The following is a 16651-nucleotide window of genomic DNA, read 5'->3' as shown; positions in this document are numbered from 1 at the left end:
GTGTGGTGGCGACGCGGAAGTGCCCGCCCAGGTGCCGCGACGGGCCACCACAACACCGACACGGCTTCGATCTGACATCCCCGTCCAGATCGGAGCCGTGTCTTTGCATCTACGTCACACTCGTCGCGTGCGCTGCTCGGTGTGCGCCATGTCGGGCTGGTGCTGCGGTACCGGATGGGTGCTGCGCTGCTGACGCTTCTGCTGTTCAACAAGTTTGCTGCGGTGGCGTTCGATATGGGTCCAGTCCAGTGCTGCGCGGCGGTCGTGCGGCCTGCCACCGGCGACGGTGTCGGCGTCGGTGACTTGATAGGTGCTGCGGTAGGCGGCAGCATCGGCGATGGTCGCCCGCCACAAAGCAGCTTGTTCGGGATCGTTCGGGCAGATGCCGAGACCCGCCTGCGTCCAGGCAGGCGCGGTGTCGTCGGTGAGCTGGTCGCGGTAATCGCGGTGCAGGTCGGTGATGGCCTGGTAGTCCTGCCGGATCTGCTGCGCGAGTTCGGAGTCGATAGTGCTGGCGTCAGAGACGGGCGCAACGATCCACTCGGGTGCGTCGGGGTGGGTGAAGTCGCGGCCGTCGGCGGCGATCCGGTCGAGTTCGGCGAGCAGCGTGGTTGCCGGGGCGGTGGCTCCGGCCCGTTCTGCAAGGTCGGTGACGATCTCGTCGACGGTGGCGCCGCTGATGTGGTGGATGTGTTCGATACGTCCGGCGATAGTGCGCGCCCGCTCGTCGTCGGTCTGCAAGCCGAGAGTGGGCAGGTACTCCGCGATGGTGTCATGGTGCGCGTCGAGCCACTCACTGTTACGGCGGGCAATCAGTTCGGTCAACGGCCGGGCCATGTCGGAGCGCAGTGCAGCGGCGGTGATCTCGATGCCCTGTTCGGTCAGCCTCTCTCGGTGCCAGGTCAACAGGTTGATCGGGTCGACACCGGCCTGGGCGGCGCGGTGGAACTGGCGAGCGAGCAGGCGTGCGGACGCTTCCGAGGCGATCCGATTACCGGTCTCTTCTCCGAATGCGGCGACGGTGAGGGCGTGGACTCGCTGCGTTTCGAGTAGTGCGGAGGTGTCGCGGTAGCGGCGGATCACCTCGCCGATTCCGGTGTCTTCGGCGGCGGCGTGGTCGGTGGCCTCGGTGTAGCGGCGGGCGCATTCGACCGCGAACTCGTACATCTCGATATCGGTATCGAGGGGACTGCGAATCGGCAGCGGCGGCAGCATCGGCTGGTCGTGGAACTGTCCGACGATGGTGCGGGCTCGGTGTGCCAGGACCGCACCGACGTCCTTCGCACCCCGCAGCGGGCCGGTGGCGACGGCTTCGCCGAGCACGGCACGGGCACTGTATCCGTGGTCGTGGGCGTCGGCGAGCACCTGTCGTAGTTGCGCCCATCCTTTGGTTCCGTCGACCATGTGCGCGATCTGTTCGGGCAGGGTTCGGCGCATTTCTGTGTCGAGTGCGTCGTCGCGCAGGCGTCGCTGCGCGGCGAGGTACGCCTCGCGCAGGCGCTCCGGGTCGGCCGCGTGGGCGGCTTGTTCGGCGAGTTCTTCGGTGGCGGTGCGGTGGCTGTTGTCGGTGGCCACGATGGTCTCGAGGATCATCCTGCCCGTCGAGATGTTCTTGTCTGCCAGGTGTGGACGCTCGGTCTCCTGGTCGACATCGACGTCGACGGGGACGTAGAGATGATTGTCGGTGCGGGCACGGGTCACGGCGACATAGAGACCCGAGCAATCCATACCGGGTGTGGTGACTGTGTGTGCGGTGTCGACGGTGACGCCCTGGGCTCGGTGCACGGTGGAGGCATAGCCGAGCTCGACACGGCTGGTGATGTAGTCGGCCGGCAAGGTGATCACGCCGCCGTGTTCGAGGTGGCGCACGGTCAACGCGCCTCGGTCGGGTAGTACGTCGACGACCTCCCACAGGTCGCCATTGCGGACGAAGGCACCGGCCTTCTTGCCGCCGGAGGGGACCAGATCGTGGCGGTTCTCGCGGGTGAGCACGATGTCTCCGCGACCGGCTCGGAGCTCGTCGGACAGCTCGATCACCACGCTGGTGTCGGCAGTCCGGTCGTGTTGGCGGGCGGTTTGGACTTGTAGGTTCGCTGCCTGCACGTCTTCGCGGGTGGGAAGCATGACGAGGGAGTCTTTTCCCTCGGCGAGGTCGTGCAGGTAGTTCTGTACTGCTTGGCCGATCATTTCTTCGCGGGTTCCCTCGCGCACGAGCTCGCGTTCGTAGAGCAGATCCAGGCCGGTGCTGTCGCCGGAGCGCAGCAGCAGTGAGTTCTCGGCCTGGGCGAGGTCGTCGCCGAATCGGACGACTGTGGTCAGCTTGGGTGCGTCGGTGTGCTCGGCAAGATAGCGCAGTAGGCCACCGGTTTCCACGGCGTCGAGCTGCGCGGGGTCGCCGAGTAGGCGCACGATGGCGCCGCGTTCTTTAGCGATGCTGACGACGGCGGCGAGGTCGAGTGTGGAAGCGAGGGAGGCTTCGTCGACGAGCAACATGGTGCCCGGCGTGATGTCGATTCGGTTGGTGATGGTGCCGGGACGGTTGCCGATGATTCCGCGCCAGGGGAAGGTCAGCGAGGCCAGGGTCAGGCCGGGAACACCAACTTCTTCGCCGAGGGTGTCTGCTGCAACTGCCGACGGGGCGAGGGCGATGACGTTGTGCCCTTCGGCCTTCCAGGCGTCGACAACAGCCTTCATGCTGGTGGTTTTTCCGGTGCCGGCGGGGCCGATTCCGGTGGCGAGTAGCGCCCCGGATTGTAGGAAGTGTTCGGCCAGGGTGCGCTGTCCGGCGTTGAGCTCGCGTCCGGTGTCGGTGCGCATCTGCTCGTAGACGGACGTGATCGTGGCGGTACGAGCGGTGTAGACGGTGGGTTCGCTGGTCGCCGAGATCATCATGGATTCGGCGTCGAGCAAGGTTTGGGAGCTGTGCTTGTGGCTGCCGTGGTGGGACAGGACAAATTCGCCGTCACGGCGGCGCAGTCGTCTCGGCGTAGCGGGCAATTCTGGCCGGGGGGTGGTGACTGACAGTTCCAGCACCCGCTCGGTGAGCTGATCGATGGCCATGCGGTACGTGTCGATGCTGGGGAACTTCTGTCCGGCCAGGTGTGCTTGGGCGGCGGAGAGTATGTGCGGGAGCTGCCAGCGGGAGCGCTTGGATTCGAGTTTGGTCAGTACCGCACGGGCATCAGTGTCGAGGCTGCGGTATTCCGGCTGTGCGACGTGATCGGTGGCGAGTGCGTCGTGGACGAGTTGATCGACGGCGGCATTCCCGCCGAGCAGATCGGCGGCTCGGGTGCGCCATTCGGCGCGCATCTCGGCCAGGGATTTCGGTTCTGCTTTACCTTCGCGGGTATCCAGGGTGGCCTGTTGGTAGAGCTGGTACATCACCTTGGCGGTGGGCATCCGCTGATATTTGGCGCGGTAATCGGCCACCAGTTCGTCGCGGCGAGCCTCGATTGCGGTGCGGCGGGAGCTGAACATGTTCAGGATATCGTCCGGGATAGCGGCCAGTTCCACGATGGGCTGCTTGCCTTGCTCGACCTGGCGGGTGGCGAGGTCAAGGCCGAGTTCGGTGGTCATCCGCTGCATGACTTCGGCGTTGAAACGCTGAGAGGCGGAGACTGCAAAGCGAAAGAGTGTCGCCCCATCGACTGCCCTCCACTTTCCATCCTCGGTGGCCTGAGTCTTGATGGATACGACCGCGTGGGTGTGCAGATTCGGGTCGCCGGCACGGGAATCGAAGTGCTTGTACAGCGTGGCTACGAAACCATTGGTGTCGATCTGCTCCTCACTACGCAATCCGACCCTGGTGAAGCAAGCGTTCTGTTCGAGCCAGAGCAGTGTGTCTTTCACGGTCTGGTCGACGATGCGTTCAATCTCGACCCGCAGATCGTTCGGGGCGATTGCCCACAGGCTCGACACGCTCTTTGGTGGGGTGAACACGAGATCTTGTCCGGCCACCGGGTGTCGAACTTTGCCCTTCTCATGGGCAATCCAGTTGCGAAGTTCGGCTTCGTTGGCGACCGGACGGCCGTGCTTGTCCTGGAACATTCCACCGGCGATCCTGTCAAGGATCGCGGACGATTCTTCTGTGGTTGCGGCGCGATTGTGTGACTCGGCGAACTCGGCAAGTTCGGCAGCATGCCGGGTGATGAGCTCGACATTGTTCTTGAAGGTGGGGAACTTGCGGCCGAGTCGGGCGAGGCGGATCGCGTCCTCTGGTGGTACTCCACGTCGCTGCAATTCCTCAATGATGGCGTCGGCATCGGGGTGCAGTCCTTCACCGAAGAGCGCCTTCATCTGAGCTTCTGTGACCTCGTCGCCGGCGCTGATTTGGCCAAGATTGTCGACGTGTAAGTCGTCGAGTGCGGCGTTCAATCCGTCGAGTCCGGAGCCGAACCATTCGCCGGGTGGGGTGCCGTGAGCGGTGTAGTAGTCGGTCAGTTCTCCGCCACGTTCACGCTCGCGGTCGGCTGTGGCTACCTGACGTGTCAGGTATTCGTAGCCGTCCGCTGCGTGCAGGACGTGGAGGGTCATCACGATCAAGATCGTAGCGTCGATTACGCGCTCTTTGATGGCGACTCTCCCGAATATCTGTAAAACAGCAAGAGGTGTGTCCCTCTTCTTGACTGCACTAGTGCTGCCGAGGGTGAGATTCCGATACTGCAAGGCCGGCGAGCTTCGCTCGCTGCATGTCACTACCGGGTGATGTCGGCCTGCTCGGCTACGATCTTGGAAGTTTGCTGTCGTCGGAAGGTAGGTCGCGTGAGCGGGTCGGGGGATTCAATGAACACCGAATCGAAAGTCGTTTCGGCTCGGAGTAGGGCGCGATCGAAGCTGTCGGAGCGTCGAGCCGAAATGCTCAAGCGCATCAGCGCCAATCAGCCCGACCTCGAGCGCGCGCTGGCGGCGCTCGCGAAGATCGAGAAGGCGGAGGAACGGCGCGATATCGCAATCGCCAAAGCCGCCGAGGATTTCGAGAATCGGAAGCACGCCGCGGATCTGGCGGCAGGTAAGTCGCTCGCGAAGGTCGTTGAACGGGGTGAGACGTCGACCTCGATCGCGGATCTGGCGGGTCTCGATGTGGCGACGGTGCGGCGTTTGGTGAAGTTGGGCGAAGGCGCGGGAGCGTCGACGGCGCAGGCTGTCAGCCGGGGCAAGACGACTGGCCCCGATCGGAATAGCGACCGGGAGTCGTCTACTCAGGCGAGCTCGAGTGCGGCGCCTGCGTCGTCGTCGGACGCAGTCCCTGACTCGACGGCTGCGGGCGAGTAGCGGTCGGCTGCGGTGGGAGCCGGGTGATGTGATCGAGCGGACCCGCTCCGGATTCCTGCCATCTATGGTTGGGCGCTCTGGGCGATGACGGGTACGGGCGCTTCTGGATTTCTCGCGGCGGGCAACAGATCGTCGTTCACCCGCACCGGTACGCGCTCGCCCTCGAACTGGACCAGGACTTGGAAGAGAATGAGGTGGCGATGCACCGGCGTTGCGACAATCCTCTGTGCGTCGACACAGACCGGCGATCCGTTCCTCGCGCACGTGGTGCTGTCGACCTCCTCGGAGAACATGTCGGACATGGGCCGCAAAGGTCGCGGCGGTGGACGTCGATGGTGGTTCGGTGTCGAACGGGCTCGACGTTCCAGGGCAGTGCAGAAGACCATTCTCAAGAACGGTTGGAGCCAACAAGCGATCGAGGCGGCGCTGTACGAAGGAACTCAAGGCACCTTGTGGTAGTCGATGATGCTGTCGGCAGGCGGGTGCCGGTCTCGATACTCGTCGTCAGGGTCGACGAACGCAGATGATTACAGTCGACCGCGCTGCTTCGGCGGTTGCGGTCGCAGACGTTAGGAGTTCGAATGCAGCGAAGTGTGGTGGAGTCGGCCTTGCTCGATGCGGTGCTCGATGTGATGCCGGTGTCGGACGTAGCACTTGAGGCTGCGGTGGCCGGCATTCCGATTCTCGACGTCCGGCGGTCTTCGGGTGTCGAGGTGATGCGGTCCAAGGACGGCTGGGACATCTGAGCGGCTTTCCTGATCCCGCATGACGCGGAGACAGTGACGGCGCGCATTGTTGCGACGGCCTGGCACTGGGCGGGCTGTCCTGTGCAGGTGTCACGGGAGGGGCCGGCCGAGGGGCTCGATGCCCCGAGGTCGGCGATGCGCATAGGTGCGGGGGTCGGGGTGGTGGTGTGTTGATGGGGCGAGGCCCCGCACCGGATTGGCGCGGGGCCTCGTGTACTTCGTGGAGGGGTTAGTCCTCGTCGGTGAATCCGAATTCGGGTAGTACCTTGCGGCCTGCTTTGAGGACTTCTTGCACTCGGTCGGGGTGCACGACGTTGTCGACTGCGGCGCGCATGAGTAGGGCGAGTTTGGGGATTTGGGTGTCGTGGGCGACTTCGGCCTCGATCACTTCAAGTGCGACTGCGGCGCGGGCGCCGTTTCCGTGCGCGTAGGCGACAGTTGCGAGGACGGATAGCACGGCGAAGCGTGCGTATCCGGCGGTGTGGCAGGCGGCGTCGGCGAGGATCGCGTCGGATCCGTTGGGCTGGGAGAAGTACAGAGCGACGTCGCGTGCGCGAGGGTTGTCGGCGAGAGTAACGGCAAGGGCGATGGCCTCGGTGGGAGTGAGCGCGCGACGATCGGTGACGGCGGCGCGGTAGGTGTCGAGGTTTTCGGTATCGGTAACTTGAGGGGCCTCGGCGCGGGTGTGGCGGGCTTCGAATTGGCGGGCGAGCGATTCGGCGGTGTCGTCCGCGGGGGCGAGTTCGTCGGCGAGAGCGTCGCGGCTCTCCGCAATGGGTGCGCTTCCGGCGACTATGCGGGCGGTGGCTACTGCGCTCGTGTGGGGGTCGGCGAGGTGGGCGGCGGTGGCGCTGGGGAAGTCGAAGAAGAATTCTCCGGCGGCGTACTCGCTGAGGACGGTCGCGATGGGCACCTCGAGACCAAGTGCGTGGGCGCGCTTGGTGGCGGCGAGAAGTGTGTCCTCGGCGGTGTCGCCGTCGGGGTGGGCGCTGACTAGCGCGACACTCACGGCGTCGGCCTGGGCTGTTTGCTTGAGCGTGTCGACGGCGTGGACTGCGGCGGCGGTGTCGTGGTCGACGCGGGCGATGGCGCCGACTCGTCCGGTGAGGGTCAGTGTGGCGATGACCAGTGAGTTATTGGGGATCATGCCGAGCATGGCGGGCACGCTGGCGATGAACTGGGCGAGGTTGACGGTGGTGGCGGGGTTGTTCTCTGCGTTGTTCATGTCTTAAGTTTACATCTGTTTTGGTGCTTTTCCGATGTTTATTAGGTGCTTTTCTGGTGTTTTTTTGGTGATGGTGGTCACAGTGTTTTAGGGATTTGACCTGGTGTTTTGTGGTGTATCGGGGGTGTGGGGTTGAGGTGGGAGCGGGTTCCTCGGTCGGTCGGCGTGGCCTGGTAAACCGGGCGCGGTGGCCGCCGGGCAAGGGCGGGTTTTCCCTTGCGTGGTGGTCGGCGGGTCCGGTAAGGCCCGTGTGCGGCGTCCGGGCGAGGGGCACGCGGGAAGCGGGAAGCGGAGACCTTGGGAGTGAGGTCGGGGGTCCGGGGGAGGAGCCCCTGGGATCACTGAACCGCCGCTGTCGGCAGACGGGCCGGGCACGCTACTGGCCAGGGCGAGGGGCACCGGCCGCCGACCGCGGAAGACACCGGCAGGCGCCCACTGTCGCTGTGGTACTCACCTGCGACTGCAAGTGAGCACGCGACTTTGCCCCCATCTCGCTGGTAGGGTCTGCCGCGGTTGCTTGTGAACCGTTTCCCAGTGGGCGACACTCACCGTGGCGCTGGGATAAAGACAAGTGCAGTGCCCGGTAGCTGAACTGTGACCGCGTCGAACAGAATGCGTCGAGGTGAGAGACGCGAAGACTGGTCGACCCATGCACACCTTCGGTTTTCAAACGTTCACCGGTGAATCCCGCTCATATCTTGCGTCGCGAACGCGAAACCCTTCCCCTGCACTGCTTTACTCAAACAGCCGCAGCCAAGAACTACTCGAATCGACGGTATTCCGCAGCCTGGCGGACATTCGAGAGCCCTCAACACATCTACTGCACGTCAAGCGCATCCGGTTAAGCGAAGTACGTGTGCCGATCGTGTTCCTCGACGCGCCCGCGGGGGACCTCAACTTCGGCGCACGATTCCTGGAATCCTGTCTCCCCGTCGAGTTTCTCGGTGGCGGACTGTCGTGCGGGATCGGAATCCGCATACTCGCCGCTCATGGTCGCGACCTCCACCTGGGGCTGGTGGACTCGAATGCTCGCCTGATCATTCGAGGAGCCCCATACACCGACTGGAACGCGTTGAGGAAGTCCTTCACCCGCCACTTGGAGGGATACGCCATTCCGCTGTGGAGCGAGAAGAAGCTGACGCCGGTAGAGCGCGCGTTCATCACCGACCTCCCCGCACTGCGGACACCGTCGGGCCCACGCATTCAGATGGAGTCGAGTTGCTCCGCAGGATCGGGGTCTTCAACGCGTTCAGCGCCGCCCACCTCGCCTACGCCTATCTCGGCGGCGCGGACACGACGCATGTGTGGTTGGAATACGATCCCTCGGCCCCGAGGGACCACGACACGTTGGTGGCGGCACTGACCGACCCACTCTGGGGGATCAACATGCAGGTCACCCGGGAGAGCTGCCGCTGCAAGGTCAGGGAGTCATGTCGCGTCGAGCTCACCAGCCGGACCGGTGATGCGACCTTGACACTGCGCGTCTCGGACGATTAGCACCCTCAACAATTCTGAGGTCCGGAGCGAACTCTATCTGCATCCCTCCTCGCAAGGTCGGCTGGTCGGTGATGGCGACCAGGATTAGTGGAGGATCAAGGCTGCCGCTGAGCGAGCGTGGGAGCGCCCGCGGACCACAAATCTGACCGATTGCCAAATCGAGTAGTAGCGACGACTGACCTACACTCCGGCCATTGGGCATGGCTCCTCTCGTGCGCGTCGGAGCGCCGCGTACATCGCCGACCGCGAGAGCCCGCTGATCTCGCAGAGCTGCGCGGCGCTGTACTGACCGGACTCGTAGTCGTCGAGCAATCGCTTGTGTTGCAGCGAGGAGAGTTTCGGCTGTTTACCTTTGAGTCGGCCGGCCTTCTTCGCTTCGGCCATGCCTTCCTTCGTCCTGGCCCTGATCAAGTCGGACTCGAACTCGGCCATCAACGCGAGCATGCCGAAGAACATCTTGCCGATCGGGTCCGTGGGGTCGTGGATGGATCCGCCGATGTTCAGGAGGGTGCCTTTCGCTTCGAGCTCGTCGGCGATGGCGCGCAGATCGACGGCGGAACGACCTAACCGGTCCAGTTTTGCCACGACGAGCTGATCGCCCTCCCGACAGGCGGCCAGTGCTTCGCGCAGGCCCGGTCGGAGGCGGTTGCGTCCGGTGTAGCCCTTGTCGGTGTAGATCCGGTCCGGCTCGACGCCGAGACGTTTGAGCGCTGTGCGCTGCGCTCGCAGATCTTGGCCTTGAGTTGAGCATCGGGCATACCCGATGAGGATTTCGGTCACCAGGCAACGATAGTCCGTCATAGGCAGCCTATTCCGGACCAACATGCAGGACGGTTAACCAGCACGGCCTGCGGGGCGGTGATCGGCGGCGGGATTCGGGGGCGGACCGGTTTTCGGGTGTGCTGGTAGACGATCGTCTTACAGGACACCGTTTCACCTTGGGTCAGGAGCCGTTGAGTCTGCAATGAACGCGATCGGAACACAGAGAGCAGAAATAGAGGATCTGGACTCCGATATGAGTTCCGGTCAGGGACGAGCGCCCAATGCTCTGCTCGGGGCCTGGAGGACTTAGAAGCCCTGTTGACTCCGTTCAGCCTGAAGATACGCCGGTACCATCGTTTAGCCGGATAGAGACTCTGATATAGGAGTCCCTCCACCATCAAAACCTCAACCTACGGTTCCGTAAGTTTGGAAATTACGATGGAAAACGTCACTCAGAACTTCAACCATCCGTTCAGAAAGGAGTTGCTACATCATCGTTTGATACACTCAATCCAGACAGGAGGCCGCAATGGGATTCGAAGTGTTCGACAAGAGGATGGCTCCACTGGCGAAAGCTCCCAGTGTCACCATCCAGAAGCGTGGAATCTTCTCGATCAATAAGGCCGCACACAAGCTCATTGGAGAGCCTGCGTCGGTGGAGATCCTGTTCGACAAGGACAACCAGGTCATTGCGTTGCGTGAATCCGATCAACCGCACGCTTACACGGTTCGGCCCCAGTCTGCGAGGAAGGACACAGGACAGGTCATCATGTCGGCGACTGCGTTTACACAGTTCTATGACATCGACACGACCATCAGTCGCCGATACAAGCCATACGAGCAAGACGGAATGCTTTGCATTGACCTCAAGGGTCCGAGCGTGGAAATTGTGGGAAACCGCTCGAAACGCACCACGGATGATCATTCGGAGGGCGACGACTCTTAAAAGACTTCTGGCCTGATCCCGCGCCAACGGGATCAGGCCAGTAACCGGTCCGAGGACGCGGTTGATGACTGTGCAAGTCTTCTCCAGCGTAGCGGAGTCCACTAGAGACGCGTGTCTCTACTCCTCATCCTCGGGCTAATTACCTGATGAGGAGGGCCTCATGGCTCCTATCACCAGCGCGTACGGGATAAGTGATCCCGTACCGTTCCTGGATGTCGATATCACTGTCGACAACAAGTGGTTTCTTGATCCACGCGCCATTCGACTCCACCAGCGAGCGGATCCCTTCGCCGTCAAAGCGAACGAGTGCACCGAGACGTTCTTCGAGGAAGTCCTCGACTGCGTCACTCGGGGAGACGTTCGGCGCGGGCTGTGGCTTCTTCAGCAGTTTCCCGAGCCATGGGAAACTCGATTGGGTCTTGCAAAGAGTGGGTTCAGCGGCCACGGTGGCGCTAACGAAGTCGGCTCTTGGATCTGGCAGTCACTCAATGAAGACCTCAAAGCCTTCATCGTGCTTGGTCTTTTCAAAGAGATCGAGGAGTTGCCACTCTTCATAGAGGGCATCGACAAGGACATCACATCGGACATCACCACGCGCATCATTTTCGACGCGCTGGCCGAGTTCACGTCCTACATGGTGGATCAGTATCCGGAGTTCACGTCCGGTGGTCATCGAGTAGACACCTTCGAGTGCCAGGCGTGGGATTCCTCTACTCGCGGCTGGGTGGTCAAAGCGTTCGAGCTTCCAGTTGCAGCCGGCAAACCCCTTCTTCTCGTTCCCAAGGGCTGGGTACGTCAGAATCTGCTGATGTCCGCCTCTCGCTACTACGAGACGAAAGTGCTGGGTTACGCCCAGCTCGAGCGGGCGATACCACTGAGTACGGGCAAGCTGATCAAGACTCCGAAGGACCAGTTGAAGACCGTGCCAGGGCTGGGACGCGGCCGATCTACCAACCTCAAGGTCACTCGTCGAGCACATGAGAACAACAACGATCTCATCGCTGAGTTCAAGCAATTCGTCGACATGAAGTGGACGCCGCCCCACGACGGCCGGCGTATCGCGTAGGACTTGTCGCGGGGGGCCTGGGCCCGCCGCGACGCCTTCGCCAGGCTACGGCGACTTCTTGGGACGGATCAAGCAGCCTTTCAGTCAGTCGTGAGTCGACCATCTTCATGCTTGACGCTGGCCGTGGCCACCGTCTGAATCCGCTCCACGATGCGAAGCGGGTTGCCGTTCTCATCGCACCAATCGTGTGATTCATTGACTCTTCTAAAGCTTTAATCGGTGTGCACACGGTGCGGTATACCTCGCGCGCCGATCATGCGGTCGAACCGGTCGACGCCCGACTGGGTGGCCGCCGCGACTGGAAGGGGCGTCACGTGGCGAATTCCGGTCGCGATCGTCTTTCTGCTGGACCGGAAACGTGGCGGATGCAGTTAGTTGCCTCCCGGAGTCCCGAGCTGATGCGTATCGCGTGGTGGGATCCCACGAAAGCATGTTCATCGCCAGCAGCACCCAGAGAGAGGACACCCTGGATGCGTGACGGACCGACGCGCTCTCGATGACGGCGCCGAACCCTACACTGTCCACGCAGCGCAAGACGACCGGGAACGCGCGGCCTGGCCGCGGCGGCCGGACGACATGAAGGGTGGCATTCCGATCGACCCCGAACTCGGTGAGCGCTGGAGACCTGGAACACGCACCCACGAACTCCACTGCCCTGTCGTACCAGTTAGCCCGACGTATGAGTGAGGCGTGGAACGAGGTCAGCCTCAAGGACGCACGGGGCTCACTCGACAAGGAGGTCTACGCCGTGGTCGAGGACCTCGTGAAGAACAAAGGGTGGCGCCTGCGGGCACAGGGCCACAAATACGCGGTGTACTGCCCGTGCACCGACGGTCGGGCCAACTTCATCACGCTGCCAGGAACGTCGAGGAACCCAGGAAACGCCGCCAAGCGTGTGAAGCGCTCTGCATCTCGGTGCCCGGATCGACACGAACTGATGAAATGAGATCGACCGCTGTTGTCAGTTGACAACAGTTGAGTAGGTGCGCATGCTGGGGGTATGTCCCCGACCGAATTCGAACTTATTTTCGTGACCCCTGGCCTCACCGGGCCGGGCGACAACCGAGTCTCGATGGTCGAGGAGCATCTGGACATTGTGGTCGAGTCCCACAGCGGTCTCACCCTCGCGACCGTCACGGCGGAGGGCGCCGACGCGGTCACCGCGGCTCTGTCCGCGGCAGCAGTGCTGTCCGCGTGTGGCCTCGCGCCTGTGCGGTCTTACCCGGACATGGTCACCCGCCAGGACATCGCTGACCGGGCCGATGTCTCACGCCAGGCGGTCGGCAACTGGGTGCGAGGGGAGCGTATGCAGTCCGATCCTTTCCCCACCCCGGTCCACCTGGTCGGTGGCGGGGTCTGGTTGTGGGGCGACGTTGTCGCCTGGCTCCGGCGACACGGACACGACATCGAGGACCTGATGTTCCCCTCGATTGCCGATCATGCCCGCATCGACGCTGCACTGCTACAGACCCCGGCGCGCTCGGCGACGTTCGCTGGGCATGTGACCTTGTCCGGCGAACGGGCCACTGCCTTGTATGCCCCCTCCGTCAGCGCAACCATCAGGCACTGGGAGAGCTTCCAGTCGAGCTACGCCCTCGCCATATGAGCGCTGCCCCGCAACCTCGCACGGTCACCGATGCCCGCGAGCTCCTCGATCTTGCCGAACTCACCGACATCGTCTTTTATGAAACCTATGCGCGACGCACCTCGGACGGCGAGGACAACCCCTTGGCCATTCAGATCGCGCTGCGCCGGGAGGAACTTGTCCTCGAGATCCGCTGCAGGGCCACCGTCGCCGGCGCCGGAGGCGAATACCTGACCGACGCTTCGGCCGTGTTCACTCTGCACGAACCGATCGAAGCTCCCGACACCGTCGTTGCCGAATTCGTCGAACGCGTCGGCGTGATGTCTGTCTACCCCTACCTCCGCGAGTCCATCACGCAGTCCGCAGCCAAACTGGGCCTCGATCGTCCAATCCTGAAACTGCTTCGCCCCGGCGATGTCCACGTCACCCCCGACATTCAGGACCCGAGGGTCGCCGGTTGATATAGCGACCGGACGTCGGTCAGCGAAGATGACAAATCACATCTGAGGCGGTATTCGCCGTGGCGGGTTCGGTCGCGTTCCGGAACGCAGACAAGCCCAGCGTCGCGGTTGAGTCAGCAGCCCGGCGCCGCGCTATCTGCGGGTCGGCTCACCCCCTGGCTGTCCGAGTCGGGGCCGCCGCGCGATCACGGGCACCTGGCCGCTCTGGACAAGGGCGAATCCCTGCACGCACTCCGCCGCGACCTGCTCTACGCGCACGAGGGCCCGTGCGCGCGAGGCACCTGGAGGGACAGACCGAACAGGCATGGTGCCTCACGTTGGCGACCAACGCCGTCATCGCCTGGACGACAGAGCGCCTGGACGACAGAGTCCAGTACGGGCTGGCGACCGAACAGATGCGGTGGTCCGGGCGGCGCATCGACGACGAGGTGCTGACGCACATCTTCCCGGCCCACAGCGAGAACATCAACTTCTTCGGCGCCATCGACGTGGACATCGAGGGCGAACTCGTCCAGCTCGGCCCCACCTGCTACCGGCCGCTGCGCGTGCGCGACACCCTGTTCTGACCCCGGGAAGCCGAGAGACACCCAGCCGAGAGGATCCGGCAGCTGTGCGGCCTTGACCCTGTACTCGGGTACAGGGTTGAGAATGGGTGCATGCGGACCGGTGAGCTGGCAGCCAGGGCGGGGGTCAACGCACAGACCCTGCGCTACTACGAGCGCCGTGGGCTACTCGCGCAACCGGCGCGGTCCCCGGCGGGCTACCGCAGCTACCCCGACGAGTCGGTCGCGGTGGTCAGGTTCGTCAAACGATCCCAGGAGCTGGGGTTCACCCTCGACGAGGTCGCCGAACTGCTGCGGCTGGCCGACGGCGGCCCCGACGACTGCGACGCCGCCCGGGCACTGGCCGAATCGAGGGCCGCCGAGCTGAAACGGCGTATCGCGGACCTGCAGCGCATGCGCGGCTCGCTGGCCGAGTTGATCGCGACGTGCGAGCTTCCCCGCCACCGCCGGTCCTGTCCGATTCTGACCTCGCTGCACGAAGGAGACCACCGATGAAACTGGAAATCCTCCACGTTCCCGACTGCCCCAACGTGGCGATACTCGAGCAGCGCATCCGGCAGGCGACCGCCGGCCGGCCGGTGCAGCCCGAGATCACCCACCGCGTGATCGCCGATCCCGGCCAGGCCGCCGCCGCGGGTATGACCGGCTCACCCACCCTGCTGGTCGACGGCCACGACCCGTTCGCAACGCCGGGCCAGGTCCCGAGCGTGTCGTGCAGGCTCTACCCCTCAGACGCCGGGCGGCTCGACGGCGCACCCCCGGTCGCCGCGTTGCGCGCCGCGTTGCGGCTCGCCCCGGACGCCGCCGCGGCACTCGGGGACGACACCGCATCCTCGTGCTGCACCCCACCCGCCGCCACCGAATCCCCGGCAACAGTGCTGCGCGCCCGGCGCGCCGCCGCGCAACCGGCAGACCCCGCTGAAAAGGCTGTGCACCAGGCGATCCTGCGTTCCTTCGCTACCGAGGGGCGGGCACCGACCAGTGACGAGCTGACCGAGACGGCCGACGGGCTCGACGTGCCGGTCGATCAGCTCCTGCGCCGCTTGCACGATGCCGACATCGTCCGGCTCGACGCGACCGGGGACATCGCGGCGGCGTATCCGTTCTCGTCCACACCGACGCCGCATCGGGTCCGGGTCGCTGGCGGAGCCACGGTGTCCGCCATGTGCGCGGTCGACGCGCTCGGTATGGCTGCGATGCTCGACACCCCGGTGACGATCACCTCCGCCGACCCGGTGACCGCCGATCCGATCACGGTCACCGTCGACGGCGGGCACGTCACCGCGCAGCCGGCCACCACGGCCGTCTTCGTCGGCGCACAAGCCGGCCAAGGCCCGTCCGCCGACACCTGCTGCCACTACCTCAACTTCTTCACCGACCGCGCCAGCGCCCAAGGCTGGGCCGACACCCACCCCGGTATCGGCGGCGTCATTGTCGAACTCCCCGACGCCCACCACCTCGGCACCACCATTTTCGGGCACCTGCTGCACAGCTGACCACACCCGGGCTTGCCACGGATAACACCCTGTCATCCGTGGCACCATGAGGAATCTGGCTGGTCTGCCGAAGTCACCACGATAGTTCGCGGCAGCGGCCCTCACCGTCGAGGGGTTCGACTTGCAGGGTGGCGTGTTCGAGGTGGAAGCGTTCCGCCAACAGAGTTTGTGCCGCTGCGAGCACAGCCGTGGGGTCCGTGTCGGTTTCGGTGACCAGATGCGCGGAGGCGACCTCCATGCCCGAGGTAAGAGTCCAGACGTGCAGGTCGTGGGATTCTTGCACTCCGGGAAGGGCATTGAGGGCAGCGTTGACCTCGATGATGTCGATACTTTTCGGTGCTTGTTGGAGCAGGATGCCGATCGCGTGTCGGCCGAGGTTGTAGGCCCGCGGCAGGACGAACAACCCGATAGCAACACCGATGATCGGGTCGGCGTACCGCCAGCCGAACACGATGGTCACCACACCGCTGATAAGCACGCCGACCGAGCCGAGCATGTCAGCAAGGACTTCGAGGTATGCCCCGCGGACGTTGATGCTTTCCTTGGCTCCGCCGCGCAACAAGAGAAAGGAAATGACGTTCATGGTGAGGCCGACCACGGCAACGATGGTGACAGGAAGACCGGGGACTTCGGGTGGTTCGGACAGTCGCTGGAGGGCTTCGTAGAGGATCCAGATGGCGACGCCGAACAGCAGCAGTGCGTTGAGCAGCGCGGCGAAAACTTCGGTGCGGTACAGGCCGAAGGTGCGGTCCGGCCGGGTGCGGGCGCGCTGGGCGACGGTGATGGCGGTGACGGCCATCAAGATGCCGAACACGTCGGTGAACACGTGTGCTGAGTCGGAAAGCAGAGCCAGCGACGAGGTGGACAGTCCGACGACGAGTTGGATCACGAATGTCACCAGACCCAGGGCCACGGCGATCCACAACCGTCGGACGTATCGGCCGGAGGCGCTGGTGGCGTGGGCAGGCGAAAGGCCGTGTCCGTGTCCGTGGCTCATCGTTTTCCTTCCTCGAGACACCGGCATCATATAGCG

The 16651-nt window shown here is 64.0% G+C and carries 15 protein-coding genes and 1 pseudogene; 11 read left to right on the top strand and 5 right to left on the bottom strand.

Annotated features, from left to right (window positions below; all coding sequences use genetic code 11):
• Positions 1–114: 114 nt before the first annotated feature.
• Positions 115–4665: a MobF family relaxase gene (mobF, locus tag Q7514_RS29940; RefSeq protein WP_330136889.1), complete on the bottom strand. Its 4551-nt coding sequence runs from the start codon at positions 4663–4665 to the stop codon at positions 115–117.
• Positions 4666–4854: 189 nt separating this feature from the next.
• On the opposite strand from mobF, the gene Q7514_RS29935 reads away from it, so the two are divergent.
• On the top strand, positions 4855–5271 hold the full coding sequence (locus Q7514_RS29935; RefSeq protein ID WP_330136888.1) for a hypothetical protein: 417 nt from the start codon (positions 4855–4857) through the stop codon (positions 5269–5271).
• Between the two features lie 581 nt (positions 5272–5852).
• Positions 5853–6017, top strand: coding sequence for a hypothetical protein (locus Q7514_RS29930; RefSeq protein WP_330136887.1), 165 nt, complete (start codon positions 5853–5855; stop codon positions 6015–6017).
• Positions 6018–6246: 229 nt separating this feature from the next.
• Here Q7514_RS29930 and Q7514_RS29925 read toward each other — a convergent pair whose 3' ends face one another.
• Positions 6247–7242, bottom strand: coding sequence for a DUF4192 family protein (locus Q7514_RS29925; protein WP_330136886.1), 996 nt, complete (start codon positions 7240–7242; stop codon positions 6247–6249).
• 841 nt (positions 7243–8083) lie between these two features.
• Positions 8084–8233, bottom strand: a complete 150-nt coding sequence (locus Q7514_RS29920) for a hypothetical protein (protein WP_330136885.1) — start codon at positions 8231–8233, stop codon at positions 8084–8086.
• Between the two features lie 227 nt (positions 8234–8460).
• Between Q7514_RS29920 and Q7514_RS29915 the strand changes: the two genes are divergently transcribed.
• Entirely contained in the window at positions 8461–8739 is a 279-nt protein-coding gene (locus Q7514_RS29915) for a hypothetical protein (protein WP_330136884.1), read from the top strand.
• 180 nt (positions 8740–8919) lie between these two features.
• Here the strand turns inward: Q7514_RS29915 and Q7514_RS29910 are convergent, their stop codons facing one another.
• Positions 8920–9519, bottom strand: a complete 600-nt coding sequence (locus tag Q7514_RS29910; protein ID WP_330136883.1) for a recombinase family protein — start codon at positions 9517–9519, stop codon at positions 8920–8922.
• A 511-nt stretch (positions 9520–10030) separates the two neighbouring features.
• Here Q7514_RS29910 and Q7514_RS29905 point away from each other — a divergent pair.
• The 8 genes and pseudogenes from Q7514_RS29905 to Q7514_RS29870 all read left to right on the top strand — a co-directional run bounded on the left by Q7514_RS29905 (position 10031) and on the right by Q7514_RS29870 (position 15618).
• A complete protein-coding gene (locus Q7514_RS29905; protein WP_330136882.1) occupies positions 10031–10447 on the top strand; it encodes a hypothetical protein in 417 nt (138 codons plus the stop codon).
• 160 nt (positions 10448–10607) lie between these two features.
• Positions 10608–11513 (top strand): hypothetical protein, encoded by a 906-nt coding sequence (locus Q7514_RS29900; RefSeq protein WP_330136881.1) that lies wholly within the window; start codon positions 10608–10610, stop codon positions 11511–11513.
• A gap of 679 nt (positions 11514–12192) precedes the next feature.
• On the top strand, positions 12193–12459 hold the full coding sequence (locus tag Q7514_RS29895) for a hypothetical protein (RefSeq protein WP_330136880.1): 267 nt from the start codon (positions 12193–12195) through the stop codon (positions 12457–12459).
• Positions 12460–12513: 54 nt separating this feature from the next.
• Positions 12514–13119 (top strand): hypothetical protein, encoded by a 606-nt coding sequence (locus tag Q7514_RS29890; RefSeq protein WP_330136879.1) that lies wholly within the window; start codon positions 12514–12516, stop codon positions 13117–13119.
• Positions 13116–13559: a hypothetical protein gene (locus tag Q7514_RS29885; protein WP_330136878.1), complete on the top strand. Its 444-nt coding sequence runs from the start codon at positions 13116–13118 to the stop codon at positions 13557–13559. Before Q7514_RS29890 ends, Q7514_RS29885 begins: the two co-directional genes overlap by 4 nt.
• A 204-nt stretch (positions 13560–13763) precedes the next feature.
• Positions 13764–14125: pseudogene (locus Q7514_RS29880) on the top strand (Tn3 family transposase); the annotation flags it as partial.
• Positions 14126–14215: 90 nt separating this feature from the next.
• Positions 14216–14617, top strand: coding sequence for a MerR family transcriptional regulator (locus Q7514_RS29875; RefSeq protein WP_330136877.1), 402 nt, complete (start codon positions 14216–14218; stop codon positions 14615–14617).
• Positions 14614–15618 carry an alkylmercury lyase family protein gene (locus Q7514_RS29870; protein WP_330136876.1) on the top strand — a complete coding sequence of 335 codons (1005 nt, stop codon included), beginning with the start codon at positions 14614–14616 and terminating at the stop codon, positions 15616–15618. Before Q7514_RS29875 ends, Q7514_RS29870 begins: the two co-directional genes overlap by 4 nt.
• Positions 15619–15691: 73 nt before the next feature.
• On the opposite strand, the gene Q7514_RS29865 is transcribed toward Q7514_RS29870, so the two are convergent.
• Complete coding sequence (locus Q7514_RS29865) at positions 15692–16615, bottom strand: cation diffusion facilitator family transporter (protein ID WP_330136875.1); 924 nt, start codon at positions 16613–16615, stop codon at positions 15692–15694.
• Positions 16616–16651: the final 36 nt, after the last annotated feature.

The sequence above is a fragment of the Rhodococcus artemisiae genome (assembly GCF_036327795.1).
GTDB classification, from domain to species: domain Bacteria; phylum Actinomycetota; class Actinomycetes; order Mycobacteriales; family Mycobacteriaceae; genus Rhodococcus; species Rhodococcus artemisiae.
The sequence above is the reverse complement of the archived record's forward strand: the minus strand, read 5'-3'. Positions and strand labels throughout refer to the sequence as shown.